The organism is Streptomyces griseorubiginosus, assembly GCF_036345115.1.
GTDB classification, from domain to species: Bacteria; Actinomycetota; Actinomycetes; order Streptomycetales; family Streptomycetaceae; genus Streptomyces; species Streptomyces griseorubiginosus_C.
This window is the reverse complement of record NZ_CP107766.1, coordinates 3,554,403-3,572,823: the sequence shown is the minus strand read 5'-3', so window position 1 is coordinate 3,572,823 and position 18,421 is coordinate 3,554,403. Positions and strand designations below refer to the sequence as shown.

17 protein-coding genes are annotated in these 18,421 nt (G+C 68.7%); 10 read left to right on the top strand and 7 right to left on the bottom strand.

Annotated features, from left to right (window positions below):
• Positions 1-58: 58 nt before the first annotated feature.
• From OHN19_RS15925 to OHN19_RS15915, 3 genes are all read right to left on the bottom strand, one after another.
• Positions 59-901 carry an FkbM family methyltransferase gene (locus OHN19_RS15925; protein WP_330264829.1) on the bottom strand — a complete coding sequence of 281 codons (843 nt, stop codon included), beginning with the start codon at positions 899-901 and terminating at the stop codon, positions 59-61.
• Positions 902-1,037: 136 nt separating this feature from the next.
• Positions 1,038-2,381, bottom strand: a complete 1,344-nt coding sequence (locus tag OHN19_RS15920; RefSeq protein WP_330264828.1) for an alpha-2,8-polysialyltransferase family protein — start codon at positions 2,379-2,381, stop codon at positions 1,038-1,040.
• Entirely contained in the window at positions 2,381-3,367 is a 987-nt protein-coding gene (locus OHN19_RS15915) for a glycosyltransferase family 2 protein (protein WP_330264827.1), read from the bottom strand. The genes OHN19_RS15920 and OHN19_RS15915 overlap by 1 nt, the downstream gene beginning before the upstream one ends.
• Positions 3,368-3,565: 198 nt before the next feature.
• Here OHN19_RS15915 and OHN19_RS15910 point away from each other — a divergent pair, with 198 nt between their 5' ends.
• The 9 genes from OHN19_RS15910 (at position 3,566) to OHN19_RS15870 (ending at position 15,437) form a co-directional block, all read left to right on the top strand.
• Positions 3,566-4,909 (top strand): DUF6716 putative glycosyltransferase, encoded by a 1,344-nt coding sequence (locus tag OHN19_RS15910; protein WP_330264826.1) that lies wholly within the window; start codon positions 3,566-3,568, stop codon positions 4,907-4,909.
• A 50-nt stretch (positions 4,910-4,959) separates the two neighbouring features.
• Positions 4,960-6,273 carry an N-acylneuraminate cytidylyltransferase gene (locus OHN19_RS15905; protein WP_330264825.1) on the top strand — a complete coding sequence of 438 codons (1,314 nt, stop codon included), beginning with the start codon at positions 4,960-4,962 and terminating at the stop codon, positions 6,271-6,273.
• A gap of 14 nt (positions 6,274-6,287) precedes the next feature.
• Complete coding sequence (locus tag OHN19_RS15900; protein WP_330264824.1) at positions 6,288-7,229, top strand: N-acetylneuraminate synthase family protein; 942 nt, start codon at positions 6,288-6,290, stop codon at positions 7,227-7,229.
• A gap of 109 nt (positions 7,230-7,338) precedes the next feature.
• On the top strand, positions 7,339-8,412 hold the full coding sequence (locus OHN19_RS15895) for a hypothetical protein (RefSeq protein ID WP_330269630.1): 1,074 nt from the start codon (positions 7,339-7,341) through the stop codon (positions 8,410-8,412).
• Positions 8,413-8,542: 130 nt separating this feature from the next.
• The gene (locus OHN19_RS15890) at positions 8,543-8,890 is read left to right on the top strand and encodes an SseB family protein (RefSeq protein WP_330264823.1); all 348 of its coding nucleotides are present in this window, start codon (positions 8,543-8,545) and stop codon (positions 8,888-8,890) included.
• A complete protein-coding gene (locus OHN19_RS15885) occupies positions 8,887-9,489 on the top strand; it encodes a hypothetical protein (RefSeq protein WP_330264822.1) in 603 nt (200 codons plus the stop codon). The genes OHN19_RS15890 and OHN19_RS15885 overlap by 4 nt, the downstream gene beginning before the upstream one ends.
• Entirely contained in the window at positions 9,489-14,183 is a 4,695-nt protein-coding gene (locus OHN19_RS15880) for a putative T7SS-secreted protein (RefSeq protein ID WP_330264821.1), read from the top strand. Before OHN19_RS15885 ends, OHN19_RS15880 begins: the two co-directional genes overlap by 1 nt.
• The gene (locus tag OHN19_RS15875) at positions 14,180-14,644 is read left to right on the top strand and encodes a barstar family protein (protein WP_330264820.1); all 465 of its coding nucleotides are present in this window, start codon (positions 14,180-14,182) and stop codon (positions 14,642-14,644) included. The genes OHN19_RS15880 and OHN19_RS15875 overlap by 4 nt, the downstream gene beginning before the upstream one ends.
• Positions 14,645-15,221: 577 nt before the next feature.
• Positions 15,222-15,437 carry a hypothetical protein gene (locus OHN19_RS15870; RefSeq protein WP_330264819.1) on the top strand — a complete coding sequence of 72 codons (216 nt, stop codon included), beginning with the start codon at positions 15,222-15,224 and terminating at the stop codon, positions 15,435-15,437.
• Positions 15,438-15,500: 63 nt separating this feature from the next.
• On the opposite strand, the gene OHN19_RS15865 is transcribed toward OHN19_RS15870, so the two are convergent.
• The 3 genes from OHN19_RS15865 to OHN19_RS15855 are packed head-to-tail and all read right to left on the bottom strand — an operon-like array spanning position 15,501 to position 17,277.
• Entirely contained in the window at positions 15,501-16,160 is a 660-nt protein-coding gene (locus OHN19_RS15865) for a class I SAM-dependent methyltransferase (protein WP_330264818.1), read from the bottom strand.
• Positions 16,161-16,213: 53 nt separating this feature from the next.
• Positions 16,214-16,414 carry a DUF397 domain-containing protein gene (locus OHN19_RS15860; RefSeq protein ID WP_330264817.1) on the bottom strand — a complete coding sequence of 67 codons (201 nt, stop codon included), beginning with the start codon at positions 16,412-16,414 and terminating at the stop codon, positions 16,214-16,216.
• Positions 16,415-16,422: 8 nt separating this feature from the next.
• Positions 16,423-17,277 carry a helix-turn-helix transcriptional regulator gene (locus OHN19_RS15855; RefSeq protein WP_330264816.1) on the bottom strand — a complete coding sequence of 285 codons (855 nt, stop codon included), beginning with the start codon at positions 17,275-17,277 and terminating at the stop codon, positions 16,423-16,425.
• A 203-nt stretch (positions 17,278-17,480) separates the two neighbouring features.
• Between OHN19_RS15855 and OHN19_RS15850 the strand changes: the two genes are divergently transcribed.
• Entirely contained in the window at positions 17,481-17,888 is a 408-nt protein-coding gene (locus tag OHN19_RS15850; RefSeq protein ID WP_330264815.1) for an ATP-binding protein, read from the top strand.
• Positions 17,889-18,008: 120 nt separating this feature from the next.
• On the opposite strand, the gene OHN19_RS15845 is transcribed toward OHN19_RS15850, so the two are convergent.
• Complete coding sequence (locus OHN19_RS15845) at positions 18,009-18,296, bottom strand: CPCC family cysteine-rich protein (RefSeq protein ID WP_330264814.1); 288 nt, start codon at positions 18,294-18,296, stop codon at positions 18,009-18,011.
• Between the last annotated feature and the right edge of the window lie 125 nt (positions 18,297-18,421).

The following is an 18,421-nucleotide window of genomic DNA, read 5'->3' as shown; positions in this document are numbered from 1 at the left end:
CTATGGAAGGTCTGTGAACTTCCGCCCAACTGGCCGTGGCCGGGAGCCGTCCGCACTCTCAATCGTTGGGCGTGAACAGCAGGTTCCGCGTCTTGGCCGGCCGGGGCGCGTACCACGGCACGAGCGTGCCGTCCTGCTCGGTGACCCAGTGGCAGTCGTAGCCGAGGGGGTCGAACTCGTCGAGGAGGATCCGCATGTCCGCGTCCCGCAGCGCTTCGAGCAGTACTGTCGGCCGGTCGCGCTTGAGGACCTGACGGGCCCCCTGGAGGACCGACATCTCGTGACCCTCGACGTCGATCTTCACCAGGTCCAGCCTGGTCTCGGCGAACACCTCGTCGAGGCACACCAGCCGGATGCGCTTCCGCTCGGCGTCGGCGGCACCGCCCTCCAGGGTCGAGCCCGTGGACAGCAGGTTGCCCGCGAAGCGGACGCTGATCTCGGCCCAGCCCGCCTCGCTGGAGACGCCCGCCTGGTACAGCTTCACGTTCTGGGCGGCGTTCGACCGGACGTTCACCGAGAGCCGGGCGTGGATCTGGTCCACGGGCTCGAAGGAGTGCACCTTCGCCTTCGGGTTGGCGAGGGCGGCGATCATCGAGAAGTAGCCGACGTGCGCCCCGACATCGGCGATCGTCGTGCTCTGCGCGGCGAGCCGGGACCAGGTGGCGAGACTGCCGGACTCATAGCCGAACCGGCCGTTCCACAGTGTGTCCAGGCCGACCGCGTCGTCATTCACGCAGAACATCACGAAAGGCGGGCAATAAGGGGAGTCGATCTCCACATAGCCGCGATAGGGAAACTTTTTCCGATGGGTGCGGATGATGTCGCTGGTGGCAACAGGCCGGACGGACGGTGCGTGCGCCAGCATGCGGGCGTTGGCTTCTTCGAGCTGGGGGATACGCATCCCGCGATGGTAGGGGCGCCGCGGAGGCTTGTCACAGGTGGCGCGAACCTTGAAAAAGCCAGGCCATAAAGCCCATGACCTGGCCTTTTCAAGAAGGTGCGCAGGTAATTCCCCCGTGGTTCACCCGGTGTTCCGCCTAGCGCTTCACAGCCTTCTTCAGGGCCCGCGCCCGCCGCACCACCCGGCGCGCCGTGGAGTTGCGCGGCAGGAAGGTCAGCCGCTCGGGAATCCCGCCCGGCAGCCCCAGCGCCGTCAGGCGCTTCTTGCGGAAGTAGCGGCGGGTGCGCGGGCCGAAGTGCTGTGAGAGATAGCGTTCCGCGGCCGGCCGCAGCGAGGGGTGGATCTGCGGTTGCAGGGTGAAGCCGAGCGCGGTGATCAGGGCGTTGAGGGTGTCCGCGGGCACGGCCTCCTGCCCTCCTCGGCCCTCCAGATCCGGCAGCACCGCGTCGGCCAGCACCACCGGCACCCGGTTGCTGTTCTGGTACGGCGTCAGCCGCTCCAGCAGCAGCTCGGTGCCGATGCGGGCGGCCGGCAGGTCGTAGAGGGCGGACGCCGTGAACAGGGCGGTGGAGAAGCAGCCGACGACCAGTGCGGGCCGGGCCTTCTCGAAGAGCACCTCGGCGAGTACCGGCTCGTCCAGGACGGTGAGGGCCACGCCGAGCTTCTCCGCCTCGGCCTCCAGGGCGCGGCTGAAGCGGGCGGGGGCGCTCGGGTGCGGCTTGAAGACGACCGAGCGGTGCCCTTGGGCGACGGCCCCCTTCAGCATCCGTACGTGGAGGCTCTCCTCCTCCTCGGGGGAGAGGATGTCCAGCGCCGAGAGGTACTGCCCGAGCAGCAGGGCCGCCTCGTCCGGAACCCGCGGCAACTCCTGGACCGACGCGGTGACTTCACCCATCGCCTTCAGGAACGCCGACGTCGGCACCACGACCGGTGGCACGTCGAACTCGGTCAGCAGCATCGGGGTCAGGCCCGCGACCAGGTCCAGGTGGAGCAGGCGGCGCACCCGGGTGCCGACGAGCGGGTCGAGCTTGTTGCGGGTGGGGCCGTAGCTCATCAGGCCGTCGGCGTAGACGTCGACGGGGGCGCCGGTGAAGATCTGGGCGACGGTGAGGGCGGGGGTGACCTGGATGGACTCCAGGACCAGTTCGACCCGGTCCTCGCCGAGGCCCCACAGCAGGCGCAGATAGCGCTCGAAGAGGGGGACGTCGTCCGGGCGCGGGGTCCAGGAGCCCGGATGGAAGGGGCGGATGGCCTCGTTCCAGGACAGCACCTCGTCGAAGTGGTCGCGCAGCGGGGCGAAGCCCGGCATCTCGTCCAGCGGCACCGAAGTCTCGGGCGTGGAGGTGTTGTTGAACACCAGCAGCACCCGCCGCTCGGGCTCCTCGAACAGGTCCGAGTCGATCGCGGCGGCCAGCGTGACCGCGCCGTACAGCGTGGACGCGCAGAAGATCTGGGTCGTACGGGAACCGGTCTGTGCCATCACGCGGCCGCCTTCGCTGAGGTGACCCGCCGCCGCAGCCGCCGCAGCTTGGCGGAGCGGCGCAGGTCCATGGTGTCGAGCACGTCACCGAGCATGTCCTGCGGCATCCGCTTGATGGCGGCCGCGCTCATGGTCCGCAGCTGCCGGGCCACGGACGGCTCCCACTTGGACTCGTCGGAGAGATGGTGGGCGATGATCGCGCAGTAGGTGCGCACCGCCTTGGGCAGCAGCCGGTCGGCGTCCCGGTCCGCCGCCGTCTCCTCGATGACCTGGTCGAAGGCGCGGATGAAGTCGAGCTGGCGGGCGTCGCCGATCTGGGTGAGCGAGGAGGCCACCCCGCGCCGGTAGAACACGCCGAGCAGGCTCACCACGGCGAACGACTCGGCCTCGCGGTGCAGCTTCCAGATCCACGGCCGGTCCTCGGCCGTGCGCAGCCCGTCCGTGAAGTGCAGCAGGCCCCTGTCCAGCAGCCGGCGGTGGTAGGCGCCGGCCCAGGCGTACGCGTAGTCCACGGAGGTCGAGCGGTCGGCGGGCAGGATCGCGTCCCTCGGGTTCAGCACCTCGTTGCGCCGCCCCACCGGCACCCGGTGCACGGTCCGGGCGCGGGCGACCGTCTGCACATGGTCGGTGCGCACGAAGTCGCAGCCCAACTCCTCGATGGCGGTGACCAGTTCCGTGAGGTAACCCGGCGCCAGCCAGTCGTCACCGTCCAGGAAGGTCAGGTACTCGCCCCGTGCCGCGTCCAGGCCGGTGTTGCGCGCGGTGGCGAGCCCTCCGTTCGTCTCGTGGTGGATGACCTGCACCTGGGCGACGTCCGAGAGATCCTCGGCCGCACGGTCGAGAATGGCCGGGGTTTCGTCCTTGGATCTGTCGTTCACCAGCACGAACTCGAAATCCCGGCGCGCATTCATGCGGAGACTTCGGAGGGTGTCCGGGGCGTATTGCTGCACGTTGTAGAACGGCACGATGACGGAGAGCTTAGGCACCCGAGAAACGCTAGAAGGCGGTCCGGCAGCGGAACTTTCCGGAAAGGGGACTGAGGGTGAACTCGATGTGTCGGAACGGTGCATCCCGTGTACTTCCCGGTCTTCGACGGGCCAGTTCGGCTCTCGGTGGGGTGTTGTTAACTTTTCGTTGATTCACGGTTGGGCCGCACCTAGAAATTGCTTCCTAGCGTCTTCGTCGTGCCGCCAAGTACACCGAAGCCCCTCCGAATCGCCGTCCTCGCGGACTCCGACACCCGCTGGAAATGGGGTGCGCTGACCGCCGACCGCATAGCCCCGGATCCGTCCATGGAAGCCGCACCGCGAGGCGGGGCGCAAGTCGGCCTCGCGCTGGACGGATACCTGCTGCGCGGCCGGGCCACCCCCACCCCGCGCCAGCTCGAGGAGGTCGGCGTGCGCGCGGACTCCCTGCGGGAGGTCACCGCCGTCGAGTTCCTGCGCGCCATGGCCGAGTCGTCGTACGACCTCGTCGTCCTGGCCCTGGTCGGCGGCGGGGTCCAGGCGATGCTGCACGGCCTCGCGCGGGTCTGGGAGGGGCGGGAGAAGCGGCCCGTCGTCGTCACCGGCTATGTCGGCGTCGTCTACGAGAAGCTCGCCGACGGTCTGCTCCTGCGGCACGGAGCCGACCTGGTCCTCGCCAACTCCCGTCAGGACGCCGAGCGTTTCCGCGCGGTGTACGAGGGGGTCGGCGCCGACGCCTCCGCCGTGACCGAGGTGGCCCTGCCCTTCCTCGGCGGCGCGGCCTACGAAGGTGAACACACCCCGTACACCGTGGTGTTCGCGGTCCAGCCCTCGGTGCCGGACAACCGCAGGGACCGGATGTACCTCCTGGAGCGGCTGGTCCGGCACGCACGGCTGCACCCCGAGCGCGAGGTGCTGCTCAAGCTGCGCTCCAGGCCCGGCGAACACACCACCCACATCGAGGAGTTGCCGTACCAGAAGCTGGTCCAGCGGCTCGATCCGCCGGCCAACTTCCGTCTCGTGTACGGGAACATGGGCGAGGTCCTCGACCACACCGACCTGCTGGTCACCATCAGCTCCACGGCCGCCCTGGAGTCCCTGCACCGCCGCATCCCGACGGTCGTCCTGACCGACCTGGGCGTGCGCGAGACCCTCGGCAACCACCACTTCGTGGGCTCCGGCTGCCTTGCCTCCTGGGACCAACTGGACGCGGGGCACCGGCCGGTGGCGGACGAGGAGTGGGTGGCCCGGCAGGGCGTGGTCGCCGACGGCACGTACGCCGCCGCCTTCGACACGGCCCGCGAGCGCATCGCCAAGCTGCTGGCCACGCCCGAGATGCCCCCGCTGACCCCGTACTACACACCCACCACGGCCCCCGGCTACCTCCCCGGCATCCTCGCCCGCCACCACCTGGGCCCCGACGGCACCCCGCTGCCGGGCGCCCCCGCCGCCGACAAGGAGCCCGGCCCGGTACGGCAGATCGTCCGCCGCGCGGCGCGGGGGGCGTACCGCCACGGCGTGCAGCGGGTGGCTCCGGTGATCCGCCGGATGGGCGAGCTGTGACCACGTACCCGGATGGGGGAGCTGTGGCCCCGTATCAAGGAGTAGACCCCATGTCCCACCCGCAAGCCGTGCGCCGGGTGCTCGCGGTGATCCCTGCGCGCGGCGGCTCCAAGGGCGTGCCCGCGAAGAACCTCGCTCCCGTCGGCGGTGTGCCGCTGGTGGCCCGTGCCGTGCGTGAGTGCCGGGCCGCCCGGCTGGTGACGGACGTCGTGGTCTCCACCGACGACCAGGCCATCGCCGCCGCCGCCCGCTCGGCCGGCGCGGAGGTCGTGCTGCGGCCCGCCGCGATCGCCGGTGACACCGCCACCTCCGAGGCGGCCGTCCTGCACGCGATGGACGCCCACGAGGCCCTGCACGGCTCCGCCGTCGACGTGGTGGTGTTCGTGCAGTGCACGAGCCCGTTTGTCGTCCGCGAGGACATCGACGGCGTGGCCTCCGCGATCGTCGAGAACGGCGCGGACACGGCGGTCACGGTGGCCCCCTTCCACGGCTTCATCTGGCGCGACGCGGACCCCTTCGACGAGGCGATCACGGCGGGGACCGGCACCGAGGCCACGGCGGGCACAGGCACCGAGGCCACCGCAGGTACCGTCACCGAGGCCGAGGCGGCCGTGGGCGGTGGCTACGGCGTCAACCACGACAAGTCCTTCCGCCCCCGCCGCCAGGACCGCCCCCAGGACCTCCTGGAGACCGGAGCCGCCTACGCGATGGACGCGCCCGGCTTCCGCAAGCACCGGCACCGCTTCTTCGGCCGCACCGAACTCGTGCGCACCGACCCCGCCCGCGTGCTGGAGATCGACGACCCGCACGACCTCGCCCGGGCAAGGGCACTCGCGCCCCTGTTCGACGCCGACCGCCCCGGCGCGCTCCCGTCCTTCGCGGACGTCGACGCGGTCGTCCTGGACTTCGACGGCACCCAGACCGACGACCGGGTGCTGATCGACGCCGATGGAAAGGAGTTCGTCTCCGTGCACCGCGGCGACGGACTCGGCATCGCCGCCCTGCGCAAGTCGGGCCTGAAGATGCTGATCCTCTCCACGGAGCAGAACCCGGTCGTCGCCGCCCGCGCACGCAAGCTCAAGATCCCCGTGCTGCACGGCATCGACCGGAAGGACCTCGCCCTCAAGCAGTGGTGCGAGGAGCAGGGCATCGCGCCCGAGCGCGTGCTCTACGTCGGCAACGACGTCAACGACCTCCCGTGCTTCGCCCTCGTGGGCTGGCCCGTGGCGGTCGCGAGCGCCCACGACGTGGTACGCGGCGCCGCCCGTGCGGTCACCACCGTCCCCGGTGGCGACGGCGCGATCCGAGAGATCGCCAGCTGGATCCTCGGCCCCTCTCTCGACTCCCTCTCCCTCGACAAGTAAGGAACGTTCCCGCCATGTCTGTGAACACCCGCCTGCGCACCTTCGGCACCGAGCGCATCGCAGGACCCGGCCAGCCCGTCTACATCTGCGGCGAGATCGGCATCAACCACAACGGCGAGCTGGAGAACGCGTTCAAGCTCATCGACGTGGCCGCCGAGGCCGGCTGCGACGCCGTGAAGTTCCAGAAGCGCACCCCCGAGATCTGCACCCCGCGCGACCAGTGGGACATCGAGCGCGACACCCCCTGGGGCCGGATGACCTACATCGACTACCGCCACCGCGTGGAGTTCGGCGAGGACGAGTACCGCCAGATCGACGAGTACTGCAAGGAGAAGGGGATCGCCTGGTTCGCCTCCCCGTGGGACACCGAGGCCGTCGCCTTCCTGGAGAAGTTCGACGTCCCCGCCCACAAGGTGGCCTCCGCGTCCCTCACCGACGACGAGCTGCTCCGCGCCCTGCGCGCCACCGGCCGCACGATCATCCTCTCCTCCGGCATGTCGACGCCGAAGCAGATCCGCCACGCGGTCGAGGTCCTGGGCAGCGACAACATCCTCCTCTGCCACGCCACTTCGACCTACCCGGCCAAGGCCGAGGAGCTCAACCTGCGCGTGATCAACACGCTCCAGGAGGAGTACCCGAACGTCCCGATCGGCTACTCCGGCCACGAGACGGGCCTCCAGACCACGCTGGCCGCGGTCGCCCTCGGCGCGACCTTCGTCGAGCGCCACATCACCCTGGACCGCGCGATGTGGGGCTCCGACCAGGCCGCGTCGGTGGAGCCGCAGGGCCTGACGCGCCTGGTGCGTGACATCCGCACCATCGAGGCCTCCCTCGGCGACGGCGTCAAGAAGGTCTACGACTCCGAGCTCGGCCCCATGAAGAAGCTGCGCCGCGTCACCGGTGTGGTCGCCGAGGCGGAGATCGCCGCCGCCGCGGGCGAGCCGGTCTCGGTCTGATCCACCAAGTACCGGGTCCTCGGCGGCTGTTCGCCTTCGCCGAGGGCCCGGTGCGTCTCCTGCTTACGCGCCCCTCATGAGCGCCTTACGACGGGACGGTCGTACGTCGATGAGCCCCCGCGCCGGGAACACCGGCCCCCACACTCTCGCGTTCGTGGAGAGTCCGGTACAGCTCCTGAACGCGCTGGAGTGGGCGCACGCCCACGGGCCCGGCGCCGAGCTCACCCTCGTCGTACTGTCCCCGACCGACCCCATGACCCGCGGCCAGCTGCGCCGCATGGCGGAACTCGCCCGCGAGGAGGGCCACGAGGTCCGCTGGGAGGAGGCGAGGGGCGGCCCGGGGGCTCCCTTCCAGACCATCGGCGGCCTGGCGGGGATGCTCCGCAGGGCGGACCGGGTGGTCCTGGGCGACCCGTTCTCCCGCTACGTACAACTCCTCCTGACCATCACCCGCGCCGACGACCTGGTCGTGGTCGACGACGGCACGGCGACGATGGAGTTCGTGTCCCAACTGGCCCGCGGGGAACGCCTCGTGCGCTGGCACCGCAAGGGCGGCCGTCCGAGCCCCCGCGACCTCGCCTTCGCGCCGATCTCGGCGGCGGCCCGCAAACGCCTGACGCCGGGGGAGGGCCGCGGAGTCGAGATCTTCTCCTCGATGCCGATGACGGAGACACCGGCGGGGGTGACGGTCTCGTCGAACTCCTTCGCCTGGACCCGCGCCCGCTTCGGCCCGCCGCGCATCACCAAGGGCGCGGACATGGTGGGCACTTCACTGGTGGAGACGGGCGTGGTGGATGCCGACCGCTATCTGGAGGCGGTGACCGGCCTCGCCAAGACCCATGGCGCGACCCGGTACTTCGCCCACCGCCGCGAGTCGACGGAGAAGCTCCACCGGCTGGCCGTGGAGACGGGCCTGGAGATCGTCCGCCCGGACCTCCCGCTGGAACTGATCGCCCGACGGGGCCCCATCGGCCGTACGATCCTCAGCTTCCCGTCGACCGTCGTCCACACGCTTCCGCTGGCGCTCGCGGGCACGGAGGTCCGGGTGGCGGTCTGTGACATCGACCCCGACTGGCTGACGGAGACGGCGTCGCCGCGGGCGCAGGGGTTCCTGTCGGGGGTGACGGGGTCGGCGAGGGATGTGCACCGGCTCTCGGCGGTGACGGCGGTGCCGGTCGTCTGAACGGCCGCGTCTCAAACGCCGCGTCCGAAACGCCGCGTCCGAAACCCCGGGGGCGGCGCACAGCCGAATCGTCTAGCATCATCGTTCACTTGTGCGACGTTCGATGAGGTCTACGACGGGGGCGGCTGGCGTGAGTGCCGAGGCGTTGGGTGAACGGCGGGCATTGGTGGGGGAGTTCCGGCGCAGGGAGGTCCTGGTGCCGGTGGTCGACGGCTCGTTGCTGTCGGTGGAGGCGGGCGGCATTCGCTGGCTGTTTGCGTTCACGGAACGCGCGGCGCTGGAACGGTTCGCCGAGGCGCGGGGCGAGGCTCCGCCCGGCTGGGTGCCCGTGTTCGGCGCACGCCTGCTGGACCAGGTGGTCCCCAGAGTGGGCGGCCCGGTCGGCATCGCGGTGGACGCGGGAAGCCCGACCGGCATGGTGCTGCCCCCGGTGACGGGGATCGTGCCGGACGCGGTGGCCGTGGATGTCGCGTTGTGAGCGCCGGTGACGGCTACCAGGTCGATCCGGAGGCGATGGAACGGATCACCCGCGGCATCAACCAGGCGATGGCGGAGCTGAAGCAGTTCGGCTTCGACATCGAGGCGAACCTGGGCCGCGGCTTCGACGACCTGTCGATGACCGGCCTGGAGGTCGGCGACGACGGCCTCCAGCAGGTCTTCGGGGACTTCTGCGACCGCTGGGGCTGGGGCGTGCGCTCCCTGATGCAGGACGCGAACGAGTTCGCGGGCCGCCTCGGACTGTCGGCGGGGATCTACCACGAGCAGGAGCAGTACGTCTCCGACACCCTGAAGTCGGTGTGGACGGCCGGCACGGGCAACCCGTACCTCTCCCCGGAGGAGGTGAAGGAACGTTCCTGGTCGGAGACGCTGAAGGACAACCCGGTCTCCCAGGTGGCGAACGCGGACTACAGCGCGGAGTCGTTCACGTCGGGCCAGGACGAGGTGAAGGCGGCCTGGTCGCAGGCGGCGGAGGACGTCTCGACCTCGACGGTGACACCGGACGCACTCTTCGACCCGCGGACGGACTGGCAGTGGAGCGGACCCCCTTCGGCGGACTCCCCGGAGGATGAGGGCTGATGGGCTTCGGGGACCTGGTCGACGACTTCGGCGACGGCCTGGAGAGCGCGGCGGACGGCCTGAACAAGGGCGTCGGCGAGGCGGTGGGCTGGGGCACGGACAAGGCGGCGGGCCTGCTGTCGGACGTGGGCGCGGACGGCGCGGCGGAGAAGGTCCGCGACTTCGGCGAGAGCGTCGACAACCGCCTGGGCGGCACGGTCGCGGAACGCGCGCTGGGCGAGACCGAGGACCCCAAGGAGTTGATCCACGGCAGCTCGGGAGCGCTCCGCGAACGGGCAGGCCACCTACGGAAGTTCGCGACCGCCTTCGAGAACGTCGGCCAGGGCATGCGGTCGCTCGACCCGGGCGAGTGGCGGGGACAGGCGGCGGACGCGTTCCGCGCGAAGTTCGAGGTCCAGCCGAAGCAGTGGCTGACGGCGGCGGACGCGTGTACGGCGGCGGCGGGGGCGTTGGAGTCGTACGCCGACATGGTGGAGTGGGCGCAGGGGCGGGCGCGGGCGGCGATCGAGAAGTACCGGGACGCGGAGCGGGCCAGCCGACGGGCACGCCAGGAGTACGAGGCGGAGACGACGGCCTACAGCAAGGCCGCGGAGCAGTACAACGCCGCCGCCCGTGCCGGCGAGGACCCCGGCCCGAAACCGATCGACCCGGGTGAATACGTGGATCCGGGCAGCGGGGGCCGCCAGGAGGCGCAGGAGATCCTGGAGCGCGCCCGCCGCCAGCGCACCGACGTGGCGGAGGACGCCCGCCGCAAGATCGCCGCCGCGCTGCAATCGGCCCCACCGAAACCGGAGTTCACCGACCGCCTGGGCGCGGGCGCGGCGGACCTGTTCGTCGGCACCCAGCTCAACTCGGTCCACGTCCTGGGCGGTCTGCTCCGCGGCGGCACGGACGTCCTGAAACTGGCCCGCACGGTCAACCCCCTGGACCCCTACAACCTCACCCACCCCGGCGACTGGTCGAAGAACTCCTCGATGCTGCTGGCGGGGTTGGTGGGGACGGCGGCCCACCCGGAACGGCTGCCGATGTCCCTGCTGGGCACGGGCTGGTCGAGCGACCCCGGGGACGCGGCGGGCTATCTGCTCTCGAACCTGATCGGCGGGAAGGGCGCGGGCGGAGTGGGCCGGGCGGCCGCGCGCGACGCCCTGCGCGGGCTCGGCAAGGACGCGGCGACGGGAGCCGCGCGCGACGGGGTGCGCAGGGCGCCGATGGACGCCGCCCGTCGGCTGTGGTGCAAGGTGTTCGGCAGCGACCCGATCGACATGGCCACCGGCCGCATGTCCCTGCCGCAGACGGACGTGTCGCTCCCGGCCAGGCTCCCGCTGGTGTTCTCCCGCCAGTTCGAGTCGTCGTACCGGGCGGGCCGCTGGTTCGGCCCGAAGTGGACGTCGACCACCGACCAGCGCCTGGAGATCGACGCCGAGGGAGTCGTCTTCGTCCGCGAGGACGGCTCCCTGCTGGCGTATCCGCATCCGGCTCCCGGTGTGCCGGTGCTTCCACTGGCAGGCGAGGGCCACCCCCTGACGGTCGACGAGTACGGCGACTACACGGTCACCGACCCGGCGACCGGCCGCATCTGGGACTTCGCGGGCCCGGGCGGCGACGGCATCGCCCTGCTCTCCCAGATCATCGACCGCTCGGGCCAGTGGCTGACTTTCGAGTACGACGACGAGGGCGCCCCGACCGGGATCGTGCACTCGGCCGGCTACGACCTGCGGATCGAGCGAACCGGCGACCGGATCACGGCTCTGCGCCTGGCTTCCGGCGAGGACATCGAGCTGGTCCGCTTCGGGTACGACGCCGAGGGCCACCTGTCGACGGTCACGAAGTCCTCCGGCCTGCCGACCCGCTTCACCAACGACACCCTGGGCCGGATCACGGCCTGGACGGACACCAACAACTCCTCGTACCACTACGCCTACGACGCCGAGGACCGCTGTACCTCCCAGGGCGGCGAGGCGGGCCACCTGAGCTACACCTACACCTACGGCGACCCGGACCCGGCAACGGGCCACCGAACCGTCACGGCGGTCGACTCCTTGGGCCACAGCACGCTGTACGAGATCAACAGCGACGTACAAGTGACGGCGGTGACCACCCCGGACGGCGCCACGACCCACACCACCCATGACCGCGCCCACCGCCCCCTCACGGTCACCGACCCCCTGGGCCGCACGGTGAGCTATGCCTACGACGAGGCGGGCCGCACGGTCCTGGCGACCCGCCCGGACGGCCGCTACACGAGCGTCGCGTACAACGAGCAGGGACTGCCGGTGGCGGTGGTCGGCGCGGACGGCAGCCATGTCGGCCAGCAGTTCGACGAGTACGGCAACCGCACGGCGGTGACCGACGCCTCGGGGACGACGACCCGCTTCACGTACGACGACCGGGGCCACCTGTCGGCCGTCACGAACGCCCTGGGACACACCACAAGGGTCCACTGCGACGCGGCGGGCCTCCCCCTGGAGATCACCGACCCCTTGGGAGCGGTGACCCGCTACGCACGCGACGCCTTCGGCCGCCCGGTGCGGATCACCGACCCCACGGGCGCGGTGACGGCCCTGGAATGGACGGTCGAGGGCCGCCTGTCCCGCCGTACGGCAGCGGACGGCACGACGGAATCCTGGACGTACGACGGAGAGGGCAACTGCCTGACCCACACGGACGCGTCGGGCGCGGTGTCCCGCTTCGAGTACACCCACTTCGACCTGCTGGCGGCCCGCACGGGCCCGGACGGCGTGCGCTACGAGTTCGCCCACGACACGGAACTGCGCCTGACACAGGTGGTGAATCCGCAGGGTCTGACGTGGAGTTACGACTACGACGAGGTCGGCCGCCTGGTCTCGGAGACGGACTTCGACGACCGCACGCTGACGTACACCCACGATCGGGCCGGCCAACTGACGGAGAGCACCACGGCATCCGGCCAGTCGATCCACTTCTCGCGGGACGTCCTGGGCCGGGTGATCCGCAAGGAGGCGGCCGGGGCGGTCACGACGTACGCCTACGACCCGTCGGGCGCCCTGGCGGAGGCGACGGGCCCGGACGCGGTTCTGACGCTGCACCGGGACGAGGCGGGCCGCGTCCTGTCGGAAACGGTGAACGGCGGCACCCTCACCCACACGTACGACGAACTGGGCCGCAGAACGAGCCGCACCACGCCCACCGGCGCCACGACGACCTGGTCGTACGACGCGTCGGGCAACCGGACCGACATGGTGGTGTCGGGCCGCACCCTCACCTTCACGCACGACGAGGCGGGCCGCGAACTGACCCGCCACATAGGCGAGTCGGTGAGGCTGACCCAGTCCTTCGACCCGCTGGGCCGCCTGACGAAACAGGACCTGGTGGGCCCCACCGGCAACCGCCTCCAGCACCGCGCGTACACCTACCGGCCCGACGGCAACCTCACGGCCATCGACGACGACCTGAACGGCACGCGCCACTTCGATCTCGATGCCGCCGGCCGGGTGACGGCGGTCCACGCGGCGAACTGGACGGAGACGTACGCGTACGACGAGGCGGGCAACCAGACCGCGGCCTCCTGGCCGACGGAGCACCCGGGCAGCGAATCGACCGGGCCTCGCGAGTACGTCGGCACCCGCATCACCCGAGCCGGCTCGGTCCGCTACGAACACGACGAAGCGGGCCGCATCACGCTCCGCCAGAAGACGCGCCTGTCCCGCAAGCCGGACACGTGGCGCTACGAGTGGGACGCGGAGGACCGCCTGACAGCGGTGACAACGCCCGACGGCACCCGCTGGCGCTACCGCTACGACCCGCTGGGCCGCAGAATCGCAAAGCAACGCCTGTCCCCGGACGGCGAATCGGTCCTGGAACAGATGGACTTCACGTGGGACGGCACAACCCTCTGCGAACAGACGACGAGTTCCCCGTCCGTTCCCCACCAGGTAACCCTGACCTGGGACCACCAGGGCCTGCACCCCCTCTCCCAAACGGAACGCATCACAGCGGCCGACGCCCCGCAGCAGGAGATCGACTCCCGCTTCTTCGCGATCGTCACGGACCTGGTCGGCACCCCGACGGAACTGATCGACGAACAGGGCGACATAGCCTGGCGCACCCGAAGCACCCTGTGGGGCAGGACAGCCTGGGCGGCGGACAGCACGGCGTATACCCCACTCCGCTTCCCGGGGCAGTACTACGACCCCGAAACGGGCCTCCATTACAACTATTTCCGGCATTACGACCCCGAGATTGCTCGCTATCTCACTTCCGATCCGCTTGGTCTCGGACCTGCACCCAATCCGACAATCTATGTCCACAATCCGCATACCTGGACCGACGCTCTCGGTCTCATCCCATGCGAACCCGGAGAAATCCTGGGCGACACATCGCGGCTGGAGGGATGGATCCCTGTAGAAGTCCCTCCAGAATCCAAGGCAGTCCTTCAGGACATTCGGCAGTTCGGCGTTGAAGCGCAAGGAGCCGGGCCGCAGCGTATGGGGCCGTCAATGCCTCGACCGTTTGAGAACAGTGGCAAGAACGGAGGTTATCAGCTTCCGCAATTCGACAGCGAAGGGAATCCTGTGCGGTACACTGAATGGGGAACTGTGCAATCGACACAAAATCCGAAGTGGGGCGGAGAGAGGGTAGTCACAGGTTCGGACGGATCCGCATACTATACTCCGACCCACTATCAGACCTGGATTGTTATGGAGCCTGGCCGATGAAAAGTATCCCCCTGTGGACCAGCTCCCCTCCGTGGATTCGCGTAATTCCTACGGATGTGAATATTTCGATCGCCGACGCGCTTCCATCCACCGGCTCTGCCTTTACTGCGAGGATGCAGGGGTTGGACATGTCGGATGCGGATGGCGTTTTTTCTCAGTTTTACGAAAATCTGCGGCTTCCTGCCTATTTCGGATGGAACTGGGATGCCTTGCGTGATTGTCTTGAAGATCTGGATTGGATCGACGTAAATCGATATCATTTGGTCATCGATGACGCGGATTCTGTGCTGGCCGGCAGCCCAGGGGAGCGCGCTACTCTCTTTCGAATTCTCTCGAATGCTGCTAAATATTGGGCGAGGAAGCCTGACTTTCCAGAGAAGGTGAAGGTCACCTTTTCTGTCTTTCTTCTGTGTCGCCCTGGAGCGTACGCAGAGTTTCGCAAGGAGGTAGTTGGAAGCTGATTGGCCTCAACGCTCCTTCCGGTCGGAGTCGGTTCAGTTGTCATCGGAACCGTTGTGGCGCGAGAAAGCCTTCATGAGAGTCAATGCCAAAATGGCCGATCTGCTTGCAGGTTTCGAAGTCGATGTGCGAGAGGAGCATGTGCCGGACCAGTTCCGTGCCGTGGTGCAGCGTGGCTGGACGCGCAATCCGGGTTCGAGGACGTAGTTCAATACGAGGCCACGGTGAACGGTCGCGGAATGATGGACTACGACCTCCCGTCCTCGGGTCCCGAGAGATCCAGGCCACTCCTCAGTCGCACCTTTTCCTATGCCTGCACGGCTTTGCTGACAGTACTGGCAGGTTGGCCTGTGCCAATTCTGGGATATGTCTCTCTCTCCGAGGGAGGCCTCGATGATGATCTGCTCACTGGTCATGTCACGTTCTGTTCGCTACGTCCTGGGCTTCCGCCTTTTGTGCAGGAAATGGAATCCTATAAGCATGAAGCGCTGATGGAGATTTCCCGGGACGACGCGGCGGTCATGCTCGCGCGAACTTCGCCGTCCAAAGGGTGCTGAACATGCTCGGCAGGAGACGGGTATGTTGGTGATTCGGTCGCGTGATGAATTGGTTCGCATGGTTCAGCACCTCATCGACGCGGACCTTCCCGAAGGGGAGGAAGAACGAGTCGTCGAGGAGCTGAAGTCGAGCGTCTTACACCCACGAGTGACAGACTTGATCTTCTACAACACCCCCGAACTTACAGCCGAAGAGGTGGTCGACAAGGCTCTCGCCTATCGTCCGATCGAGCTGTAGCCGGAAGCCAGCCGGCCGATATGGCAGTGGGGGCGTCGCCTTCCGGAGAGGTGGGAGCCGTCCTTATGCCGGTTTCCTCGCCACGAGGTATGCCCGTGACAGCTTCTCCTCGCTGAGGGGTTCCCTGAGCACGCGGAGGACCACCTCCAGGCCGGCCTTGGCCAGCAGCGCGGCCACCGCCTCCGGTGCGCGCAGCCAGTAGTCCAGGGAGATCCTGTGGCCGAAGCGTTCGTCGAGGTGCATGTGGGTGCCGCCGGGCTCGTACTGGAAGCCGATCAGGGCGTGGGTGCCGGGGGCGAGGACGCGGTGGAACTCGGCGAAGGCCTGCGGGAGGTGGTCGTCGGGGACGTGGATGATCGAGTAGAGGGCTGTTATGCCGCCGAGCGTCTCCGACGGCAGGTCCAGGGAGGTCATCGAGCCCACGTGGAAGCGGAGGTTCGGGTGGGCTCTGCGTGCCAGTTCCACCATCTTCGGAGAGACGTCCACGCCGAAGACCGGGACGCCGAGGTCGTGCAGCGCCGCGGTCACGTGGCCCGGGCCGCTGCCGATGTCGGCCACCGGGCCTCTGCCCTGCTCCTTCACCAACTCCGCGAATCCGGTGATCTGGGCTCTGTCCAGCGTGGGGATACCGGCCCAGTCGGAGAACTGCGCGGTGTAGGGCTCGGCGATCGTGTCGTACGCGGTGCGGGTGGCCCGTATGAAGTCGGGGGTCTCGGCGTTCACGCGCTGCACCCTAGTGGGGCGTCACGGGGTGGCGGGTGGAGTTTCCCTGATGGTCATCGGGGGGTGGGGTGTGGGGACTTCAGCGCTTCGAGGAACGGTGCGAAGGCTTCGGGCGGGAAGGTGAGGGTGGCCCTGGTGGGGGTTTTCGAGTCGCGGATGGCTACGTGGGAGTGCAGGTCCGCTATCTCCACGCAGGCGTTGCCGTCGCCGCCGCCGGAGTAGGACGACTTCCGCCAGCTTTCGAGGGTGCTCATCGGGTGCCTCACAGTTCCTTGGCCAGATTGTGGATCAGGTCGCGTGACTGTTCGGGGTCGAGTGACGCTGCTTCTACTCTACGGAAGAGTGTTCGGAAAACGCCGAGTTGAGCCTCGGCGTCGATGAACGCCGTGCCATGTGGCCCGTCGCGGACCACCGTGTCCAGCTTCGGGATGCTGCCACCTGCGTAGATCATTGCGCTGCCGGTGTCATCGAAGCGTTCCAGGGCGAACGGGATGACTCGGACGGTGATGTGGTCCGCCTCGGAGAGCTCCAGGATGCTGGCGAGCTGGGTCTGTGAGGTGGCTCGGCCACCGACCCTGATGCGTAGCGCCGCCTCGTGGATCACAGCCTGGTAGGGGGTCGGTGTTGGCCTTTCGAGGATTACTCGGCGCTGCATGCGATGCCGTACGCGCAACTCCCGTTCGTCAGTCGGGAGTTCTGGGATGCGGGTTGAGAAGAGCGCCCGCGCGTAGTCCTCCGTCTGAAGGAGACCGGATACGTGCAGCAGGTCCACGTCCCATCGGAAGGTGGCGTTGTGCTCCAGCTCGGCGAGGTCCAGGAAGGGTGCGGGCAGTTGCTGCCGGTACTCCTCCCACCAGCCCCGCGTTCGGTCGGTGGCCATCTGTACCAGTGCTGCGATCAACTCTCCGTCGGAGCAGGTGTAGTTCGCCGCCATGCTGCGCAGGCGCTTCTCGCTCACCCCGGTCTGGGCGAATTCGATCTGGCTGATCTGGCCGGAGCTGACCCCGAGCAGGGCGGCCGCCTCACGTCCGCTGAGGCCGGCTTCTTCCCGCAGCCTGCGGAGTTCGGTTCCCAGTCGCATCTGCCGCGCGGTGGGTTCCTGCCTCAGTCCCGCCATCGAGTGCTCCTCGGAATCAACACGCCCACTGGCGCGACTCGTTCGGGTCCAGATTACGCGATCTGATTGCTAGACCTGGAATTACAGGTCTACTGTCAGTTACGCAACGCACACTCTGCGGAAGTGCACCGTGCCGTCCTGCCGTGACGGTTACGGCGATGCCACCGCGCCGAAAACTCCCACCACCCAACTGGAGCTGCCGCATGCCCGAAAACGAGCCCTGGGAGTACACGCTGTACATCCCGAACGACGTCCGCGCCGTCACCGTCGCCCGCCGTACCCTCCGGCTCATCCTGACGATGCACGGCCTCATCCGCCTCGTCGACACCGCGGAGCTCCTCGCCGCGGAGCTGGTCTCCAATGCCGTACGGCATACGAAAGGGTCGGCTGCGTTGCGGGCGCGGTGGGCGGCGGGGGTGTTGCGGATCGGGGCTTGGGATGCGGATCCTCAACCTCCCGAGCCGCCTGGTGAGTCGGATCTGCTGGGGGAGGGCGAAGAGGGGCGGGGGCTGGCGCTGGTCCAAGCCTGCGCTGATCTGTGGGGGTGGCAGCCGTTGGCCAGGCACGGCAACCGGGGGAAGTACGTGTGGTGCGAGCTTGGGGCTGCATAGGTTTCGTATCTGAACGCGATCGCGTCGACTGCTTCCCGGTGGTCCCACGGCCTGCCGACCCGCCTAGGCGTGCGGTCCGGGAGCAACGGCTCGATCCCTGCCTCGTTGCCGGACGCTGCCCTATTCACTCCAGTCTGGCATCTGGCGCCGTGCTTCCGACATCCAGAGCCCTTCACCGCCACGGGTCATGGACTCATCGCGTCCCTCGGCTGCCACCTCCAGATAGTCCAGCCGTGCCTGCGCCAGGCTCAGGCTGCCGTTGGGCCCACCGCGCACGATGTGCGCGTCCGCGTCGTCCTGTCCGTCGTCCTCCCAGCCGCACTCCGGACAGATTTCGAAATTGGCCCGCTCCTCCAAGGTCCGCTGGAAACAGCAGGGGCATGCGAGGAGTGATTTTTGAGAGGCCATCGCTGGCATCGTTCCGCACTCTTCATGATTGAAACCAGTGGCGTAGACGTGGCCGTCGGGCCGCCCGCTTCCTTGGCAGTGTCGTGCTTCCGTGAGCCGAGTAAAGGGCGCTCGCGCGTCGCCTT

Bases quoted from the DNA above. Each gene is read 5' to 3' on its own strand.
- OHN19_RS15860 (WP_330264817.1), bottom strand. From the start codon at position 16,414: ATGAGCACCCTCGAAAGCTGGCGGAAGTCGTCCTACTCCGGCGGCGGC.
- OHN19_RS15880 (WP_330264821.1), top strand. From the start codon at position 9,489: ATGGGCTTCGGGGACCTGGTCGACGACTTCGGCGACGGCCTGGAGAGC.
- OHN19_RS15905 (WP_330264825.1), top strand. From the start codon at position 4,960: ATGTCCCACCCGCAAGCCGTGCGCCGGGTGCTCGCGGTGATCCCTGCG.
- OHN19_RS15920 (WP_330264828.1), bottom strand. From the start codon at position 2,381: ATGGCACAGACCGGTTCCCGTACGACCCAGATCTTCTGCGCGTCCACG.
- OHN19_RS15900 (WP_330264824.1), top strand. From the start codon at position 6,288: ATGTCTGTGAACACCCGCCTGCGCACCTTCGGCACCGAGCGCATCGCA.
- OHN19_RS15870 (WP_330264819.1), top strand. From the start codon at position 15,222: ATGTTGGTGATTCGGTCGCGTGATGAATTGGTTCGCATGGTTCAGCAC.
- OHN19_RS15855 (WP_330264816.1), bottom strand. From the start codon at position 17,277: ATGGCGGGACTGAGGCAGGAACCCACCGCGCGGCAGATGCGACTGGGA.
- OHN19_RS15850 (WP_330264815.1), top strand. From the start codon at position 17,481: ATGCCCGAAAACGAGCCCTGGGAGTACACGCTGTACATCCCGAACGAC.
- OHN19_RS15925 (WP_330264829.1), bottom strand. From the start codon at position 901: ATGCGTATCCCCCAGCTCGAAGAAGCCAACGCCCGCATGCTGGCGCAC.
- OHN19_RS15895 (WP_330269630.1), top strand. From the start codon at position 7,339: ATGAGCCCCCGCGCCGGGAACACCGGCCCCCACACTCTCGCGTTCGTG.
- OHN19_RS15845 (WP_330264814.1), bottom strand. From the start codon at position 18,296: ATGGCCTCTCAAAAATCACTCCTCGCATGCCCCTGCTGTTTCCAGCGG.
- OHN19_RS15875 (WP_330264820.1), top strand. From the start codon at position 14,180: ATGAAAAGTATCCCCCTGTGGACCAGCTCCCCTCCGTGGATTCGCGTA.